The sequence below is a fragment of the Motilimonas sp. 1_MG-2023 genome (genome assembly GCF_030547455.1).
Classification (GTDB): domain Bacteria; phylum Pseudomonadota; class Gammaproteobacteria; order Enterobacterales; family CBDFNC01; genus Motilimonas.
Window position 1 is genome coordinate 21,786 of the sequence record NZ_JAUOPX010000055.1, and the last position, 6,118, is coordinate 27,903.

General features: G+C 43.5%; 9 protein-coding genes. 5 read left to right on the forward strand and 4 right to left on the reverse strand.

Translation table 11 applies throughout. The features are described from left to right. Positions 1-50 precede the first annotated feature (50 nt). Positions 51-230, reverse strand: coding sequence for a DUF2798 domain-containing protein (locus Q4519_RS19640; protein ID WP_232800118.1), 180 nt, complete (start codon positions 228-230; stop codon positions 51-53). A 34-nt stretch (positions 231-264) separates the two neighbouring features. Beyond that, positions 265-555, reverse strand: a complete 291-nt coding sequence (locus Q4519_RS19645) for a putative quinol monooxygenase (RefSeq protein WP_303515299.1) — start codon at positions 553-555, stop codon at positions 265-267. A 101-nt stretch (positions 556-656) separates the two neighbouring features. Here Q4519_RS19645 and Q4519_RS19650 point away from each other — a divergent pair, with 101 nt between their 5' ends. Continuing rightward, positions 657-1,565 carry a LysR family transcriptional regulator gene (locus tag Q4519_RS19650; RefSeq protein WP_303515301.1) on the forward strand — a complete coding sequence of 303 codons (909 nt, stop codon included), beginning with the start codon at positions 657-659 and terminating at the stop codon, positions 1,563-1,565. Between the two features lie 37 nt (positions 1,566-1,602). Here Q4519_RS19650 and Q4519_RS19655 read toward each other — a convergent pair whose 3' ends face one another. After that, a complete protein-coding gene (locus Q4519_RS19655) occupies positions 1,603-1,956 on the reverse strand; it encodes a DUF2750 domain-containing protein (RefSeq protein WP_232800121.1) in 354 nt (117 codons plus the stop codon). A 337-nt stretch (positions 1,957-2,293) separates the two neighbouring features. Here Q4519_RS19655 and Q4519_RS19660 point away from each other — a divergent pair, with 337 nt between their 5' ends. The 4 genes from Q4519_RS19660 to Q4519_RS19675 all read left to right on the forward strand — a co-directional run bounded on the left by Q4519_RS19660 (position 2,294) and on the right by Q4519_RS19675 (position 4,272). After that, on the forward strand, positions 2,294-2,587 hold the full coding sequence (locus Q4519_RS19660; protein ID WP_303515305.1) for an antibiotic biosynthesis monooxygenase: 294 nt from the start codon (positions 2,294-2,296) through the stop codon (positions 2,585-2,587). Between the two features lie 135 nt (positions 2,588-2,722). Further along, complete coding sequence (locus Q4519_RS19665; protein ID WP_303515307.1) at positions 2,723-3,103, forward strand: DUF4087 domain-containing protein; 381 nt, start codon at positions 2,723-2,725, stop codon at positions 3,101-3,103. Positions 3,104-3,297: 194 nt separating this feature from the next. Next, positions 3,298-3,732, forward strand: coding sequence for a GNAT family N-acetyltransferase (locus Q4519_RS19670; protein WP_303515311.1), 435 nt, complete (start codon positions 3,298-3,300; stop codon positions 3,730-3,732). 75 nt (positions 3,733-3,807) lie between these two features. Then, a complete protein-coding gene (locus Q4519_RS19675) occupies positions 3,808-4,272 on the forward strand; it encodes a LysE family translocator (protein WP_303515313.1) in 465 nt (154 codons plus the stop codon). A gap of 137 nt (positions 4,273-4,409) precedes the next feature. Here Q4519_RS19675 and Q4519_RS19680 read toward each other — a convergent pair whose 3' ends face one another. Next, entirely contained in the window at positions 4,410-5,837 is a 1,428-nt protein-coding gene (locus Q4519_RS19680) for a carbon starvation protein A (protein WP_232800129.1), read from the reverse strand. Between the last annotated feature and the right edge of the window lie 281 nt (positions 5,838-6,118).

Genomic DNA, 6,118 nt, shown 5'->3' on the forward strand with positions numbered 1-6,118 from the left:
AGGGCCTCTCCTTGTTACAGTCAGTTTTTAGCGCTTGATCAGCCAAACCATCAAGCGCTTAGTTTACCGGCTAAGCGATGTATCCGCGGGGCAAACATCATTGAGATGACTGCCGCCGCAGGCCAAGCTAAAATGAATGCTTTCAGCCAATGTTGAACGAAATGAGTGGTTGCGCCTAAGTTAAGCCAAGTGACCCACATGGTCATCAACAAGGACAAGACAAATGACATTATTACTGCAAAAATAATTCTGTGCTTCATATTATTACTCGCTAATCATGGTTAGTTTTTCAATGTTTGTTGCAACAGTAATGTTTTGCGATAAATAAGCTTTGGTATGCTCCAGAGTAAAGTGTTTGTCTAATGCTGCTTCATTCACCCATTGCTCCCATAAGGTAAATTTATGGGGATCGGCTTGATGCTGTAGCACCTTAAAGTAGATGCAGCCGGGCTCTTTCTCTGTTTCCATCGCTAGCTTGACTAAAGCGGAATAAGCATCGCTTGCTGTCACATTATCTAGTGTCGTTAGAGTTGCATTTATCCATAATTGTTCCATTGATATTCCCGCTCTCTTATTAAAGGATTAGACGAGGATATATAATTTCATTTAGTATCAATATTCCTTTGCTAGCAATCTTAAATTCCAATATTGAAACTATGTTTGATGATATAGCCTTATTTATTCATATTGTGGAGCAGCGTGGCTTAGCTGCGGCCGCAAACAAGTTGAGATTGCCCGCGGCCACGGTAACGAGAAGGTTAAAGCAATTAGAGCGTGCGCTCGGTTGTAAGCTTATACATCGCTCCGCTAGGCAATTTTATTTGACCGCTGAAGGGGAAGTGTATTACCAAGAATATGCTGACCTCATTTATGCCATGGAGACAAAACGGCGAGACTTGCAGCAAAGTACCCACAAAGTGAGTGGGAGGCTTAAGGTGTTAGCACCGACCAATATTTCTATTGGTTTGTTACAGCCTATGTGGTCAGGGTTTATTAAGGCGTATCCCGATATACAATTAGAATTATTGCTAGGCAATAATACCTTAGATATGCTGTCGGCTCAGGCCGACTTAGCACTGCGTATTGGCCCGCAACCTGATTCATTACTTTATCAAAAACGGCTTGGCAGTGTGCAAACTGTGTTAGTTGCATCACCAGACTACTTAGGAAAAAGTAACACGGTACTTTCATTAGCTGACTTACAAATACAACGTATTATTCGAGTGAAGCACATCACCACTTGGTTGTTATCAGATGGGAATGAGGTTGTTGATTTGCGCTTGCGAGCAACAACGTTAGTGGACGATATCCGCATGGCGGCGATGCTTGCAATGGATGGAGTAGGTGTCGCCTTGTTACCTATGAGTGAAGTGTGTGAGGAGCTTCGAAATGGTCGTTTGGTGCGCGTATTACCGCAATGGTCAGGTCCTGTGCGAGAACTGTTTGCCGTTTGGCCCAGTGGTCAGTTGTTGAGTCAAAAAGCCAAGTGCTGCCGTGACTATATGTTGCAATTTATTGCTAACAATGAGCTGTTAAATGGCGCAATATTAACAGATATAAAATAACAGCCAAGCAAGAGCGCCTGGCCATTTTATAGACAAATTATAGGTAAAGCTCTAACACGGCTTTAGGCTCAAGCTCGTCACCTTCTAGTTCGCTGTTCCAGTTGAGGCCTATGAGCACCTCATCTTCCGCTAACGTGGTTAGCCAGTCTTCAACAAATTCTTCTAAGGTCAATTTGGTCGGTTTAAAATCAGCCCATTCTTCAAGGCAATGTACTTGAGCGTCATCAGCTTGTGACCAAAATGGCATTACTTCTGATTCTTCAAATTCAGAAGAGTCTAATGATAGCCATTGGCCTTGGGCATTACATAAACCCCAAACGGTTTCACTTTTCTGGCTCTCTTTTACAAATAGTGCGGTATTTTTTTTCACATCAGCAGTTAAATTAGACATTTGATTCTCTCATGGGTGAATACTAGGTAATAAGTCTATGACAGCACCGATTAATATCAGTGGAATGTGGCAAGGATAAGAACCCTTAGCTTGAATGTCTATCTATTTAAATTTTGAGCAGAAAAAACATCTTTTTAGAGCGATTGTAGTTTAATCATTGGTGATTGATGTCCGACATAAGCACAGGGGCAATGCCGAGTCGATAGGGGCTACAAATGAATTCACTGCGGTACTTCCCCCTATTCAAGTGTTAAACAAGCTTGTAAACTTCTTCTTCGATAAGTTAATTTTTCGGCGGTAATAATACGATTTGACACAGTCATGACAAGGAGTGTGAATGTTCGCTGTAATATTTAGAGCAAAACCCGGTATTCAAGACGATGAATACAGTAAAACTGTTGCTAACATGCGAGAACTTGCCTTTGAAAAGTACGGTTGCTTAGATTTCGTCGCTGTAACGGAAGGCGATCAAGAAATAGCTATTTCTTATTGGGAAAGTGAACAAGCAATCAAGCAATGGAAAAGCGATTCAGAACACGCGTTAGCACAAGAGCTGGGGCGTACAAAATGGTATGAGTCATATATAGTGCAAGTGGTCGAAATAAAGCGAGAGTACCAGTTCAATCCATAAGTAAAAATATACGTCGCAAAGCTGCGATGGCAAGCAGCAATACATTAACATGGAACAAAACGGTGGGTAGTGTTACTGCCAAATAAAACCAGAACTTTACCTGTTTGGTATTGGGGCTCAGTAAACGGAGTTAGTATGAGATTGTTAGCGGTTAGTTTAGCGCTGTGTTGCTCTTTTACGGTGAGTGCGCAAGAAATCAGATGTGGTTGGCTAGAAAACCCCTCGCCAGCGAATCTTTGGTTAATTGATCGAGAGGGGAGCTGGGAAATATCGATACAAGGTGGGCCTAATTATCTCGATGATAAATCGCTTGATTTGGTGTTTGAGGCGATGTCACATCAAAGCGACTTTGTTCGGACAAATAACAGTTATGGTTTTAGTTGCGCTTGTCTAACAGTGGATACAGATCCGCAAACAAGACAAATTAAAGCTGTTTATCAAGCCAAGCAACTGGGTCTCAAGCAATGTTTAGAAGATATATCTATTACTCCACATATTCCTCTCCGGTTCAAGTAATAGCGTTACATCGGTAAGGCCTCGCACGAAGTCAGTCGCAATGGTGTGCCTAGTTTGCCTTGGAATTTTAAGTGAGTCATGTTGGCTTACAAAGACAATCAATTATTGTTGGTCAACGCTGTGGAAAGGTATGAAGTTACATGTCCTTGCACTTTTGCAGCGTTCAAAGAGATGTGAAACGGATTTGAAAGTTTATGATTAGAGTTGCAAATATTAATGATTTAGGCGGCGTTCTACATCTGTATAAAGAGCTCCGTCCTTTAGACCCAAACCTAGACAGTGACTTTGCTAAAGAAAAGTGGGCGGAGATAATTAATGATCCACAAACACACATCATCGTGGCAGAAATAGACGGTGAGTTAGCCTCAACATGTGCATTAGGATTAAATAAAAGTATTGCCAATGGTGCAAGGCCGTTTGGCATTATTGAGCATGTTGTAACGTTACATAAATTTCGCCGACAAGGGTTAAGTAAGAAGGTTCTGGAATTTGCGATATCCTTGGCTTGGGAAAATAACTGCTGCAAAGTGATGTTGCTATCGGGGGCTCAGTTAATAGGGGCTCACTCTGTCTATGAATCAGTAGGTTTTAAAGGCGATATCGAAAAAGGTTTTGTTATTAAACCCTGATGCTCGGCGCTAAGATAAACGTCGAGTCAGCTAGTCGCTTTGTTATGGCAGTGAAAATAGAGGTTACATGTTCCCATGCTCGCGGCTACTTTTGGGCTTACTTTACTGATCCAAACCTCAGAGTTGGCATTTTATGCGGTAAAAATTGTGGGGGCGGGGTATTTGATTTGGTTGGGCATTAAGGCTCTACGCGCACGGCGTTTATTCTCAGTCGCGTCAGCGCAGCAACAATCGTTACAGACCATCTTTTCAACAGGGTTTCTTTCCGCTGCTCTTAATCCAAAACCAGGCTTATTTGTGCTTGCGTTTGTGCCGCAATTTGTCAATCCAAGCTTAGGCTCTGTGTCGCTACAGATGATGGGCTACGGTGTTTGGTTTGCGGTCCTCACCGCAATCGGCTTTAGCTTAATGGGGATTTTTTCTGCGCAGCTATCTGGTTGGCTACAAAATAAGCCTAAGTTGGTTGCGGGTTTAAATATTGGCGCTGGGGTTACGTTTGTTGCTTCAGGTTTAGCGGTGGCATTCATGAAACAACGTTAGGTCTGATTTATTCCTCGTGGCTCAGTTACTCTTTGCTGTAACAAATTCTCATCAGATAAAAAATGGCGGTAAGTGAAAGAGTTTACCGCCATTTTATTATCTTGATTTTGTTTGCAGCTAACTGTTTATCTAATGAGTTAGTCAGGCAGTTTAACCACTGGCGTTACCTGTGGCCCTTTAATTTTAACCAGCAGCGCAACGGTGGCGAGTGTGGCCATGGCTAAGCCAAATACCGTAGAAGTGGTCATGGGCAAGTTAAAGCCAATGCTAGCGTTAGCGAGATAAGTAAATGTCACCGCGGTCATAAAGGCGGCGGGCACGGTACAAATCCAATGGAATTTACCTTCGCGGGCTAAATAAGCCGCCGCAGCCCAGAGCATGATCATGGCGGTGGTTTGGTTAGCCCAGCCAAAGTAGCGCCAGATAACGCCAAACTCTGCGTGGGTGATGAGATAGCCAATAATAAACATAGGAATAGCGATTAATAAGCGCTTTGGCATGCTTTGTTGTGGCATTTTCAGAAAATCAGCAATGATTAAGCGAGCGCTGCGAAATGCGGTATCGCCGGAGGTGATCGGCAAGACAATGACACCCAAGATAGCCAAGATACCGCCTACGGTGCCAAGTAAAGAGGTGGATACTTCGTGCACCACGGCAGATGGTCCGCCAGCAGCAAGTGTTGCGTTAAGGGCATCAGTGCTTTCATAGAAAGACAAACCTAAGGTACACCAAATTAGGGCGATAACGCCTTCGCCTATCATGGCGCCGTAGAATATAAAGCGGCCTGATTTTTCATTTTGCATGCAGCGCGCCATTAGTGGCGATTGAGTAGCATGAAAACCAGAAACCGCGCCACAAGCGATGGTAATAAACAGCAGTGGCCAAAGCGGTAAATCGGTCGGGTGTAGATTACTAAAGTCGAGGCCTTGCGAGTAAAAAGTATGGTCGCTTACTGCTAGTCCGATAACTAAGCCGACACTCATAAAGATCAGCAAAGCGCCGAAGAAAGGGTACAAGCGGCCAATGATCTTATCGACGGGCACGATAGTGGCAATAATGTAATAAGCGAAAATAACCGCAATCCAAATGCCTGCACTAGTATCAGAGAGGCTACTTAATAAGCCGGCAGGGCTAAGTACAAATACCACGCCAACTAATAACAGCAACAATACAGCGAAGCCGTTCATAAAGTGCTTGGCAACATTGCCTAATTGTTCACCGACTATGGTCGGCACGCTGGCGCCATTGGCGCGCACTGACATCATGCCGGAGAAATAGTCATGTACTGCGCCAGCAAAAATACAACCAATTACAATCCATAACATGGCAACTGGGCCATATAGGGCGCCTAATATAGGGCCAAAAATAGGGCCAACACCTGCGATATTGAGCAGCTGAATTAAGTAGACCTTTTTGTTCGACATTGGCACAAAATCGACGCCATCTTCGAGGCTATGTGCGGGTGTTTGGCGCTCGGGCTTGGGGCCAAAGATTTTTTCTATCACTTTACCGTAAGTAAAATAACCGGCAATGAGTAGGCCGGTGCAAAGTAAAAACCATAACATTCGTTATTCCTTAATCCATTAGTTGACGGATATCAGATTAAGTAACCTAGCTAATATTTGCATTGCCTATTAATGTGAGCGGCGGTATTCGATAGTTAAGCGGTTATTATGGCTGGTTAGCGGTTTTTATAGCTACTCTGCAACAGTCAGAATTAGCTAGCTTGAATACCAAAGTGATGTTTGATTGCTTTGAGATAGCGTCGACTAACGGGCACCTTGTGGCCTGTGATTGGTGAGTGATGATACTTACGCAGGTATTGCTATCTCATAGCGCGTTAGCC

Excerpts from the sequence above, each read along its gene's own strand:
- Q4519_RS19650 (WP_303515301.1), top strand. The coding sequence starts at position 657 with ATGTTTGATGATATAGCCTTATTTATTCATATTGTGGAGCAGCGTGGC.
- Q4519_RS19655 (WP_232800121.1), bottom strand. The coding sequence starts at position 1,956 with ATGTCTAATTTAACTGCTGATGTGAAAAAAAATACCGCACTATTTGTA.
- Q4519_RS19680 (WP_232800129.1), bottom strand. The coding sequence starts at position 5,837 with ATGTTATGGTTTTTACTTTGCACCGGCCTACTCATTGCCGGTTATTTT.
- Q4519_RS19640 (WP_232800118.1), bottom strand. The coding sequence starts at position 230 with ATGTCATTTGTCTTGTCCTTGTTGATGACCATGTGGGTCACTTGGCTT.
- Q4519_RS19645 (WP_303515299.1), bottom strand. The coding sequence starts at position 555 with ATGGAACAATTATGGATAAATGCAACTCTAACGACACTAGATAATGTG.
- Q4519_RS19670 (WP_303515311.1), top strand. The coding sequence starts at position 3,298 with ATGATTAGAGTTGCAAATATTAATGATTTAGGCGGCGTTCTACATCTG.
- Q4519_RS19665 (WP_303515307.1), top strand. The coding sequence starts at position 2,723 with ATGAGATTGTTAGCGGTTAGTTTAGCGCTGTGTTGCTCTTTTACGGTG.
- Q4519_RS19675 (WP_303515313.1), top strand. The coding sequence starts at position 3,808 with ATGCTCGCGGCTACTTTTGGGCTTACTTTACTGATCCAAACCTCAGAG.
- Q4519_RS19660 (WP_303515305.1), top strand. The coding sequence starts at position 2,294 with ATGTTCGCTGTAATATTTAGAGCAAAACCCGGTATTCAAGACGATGAA.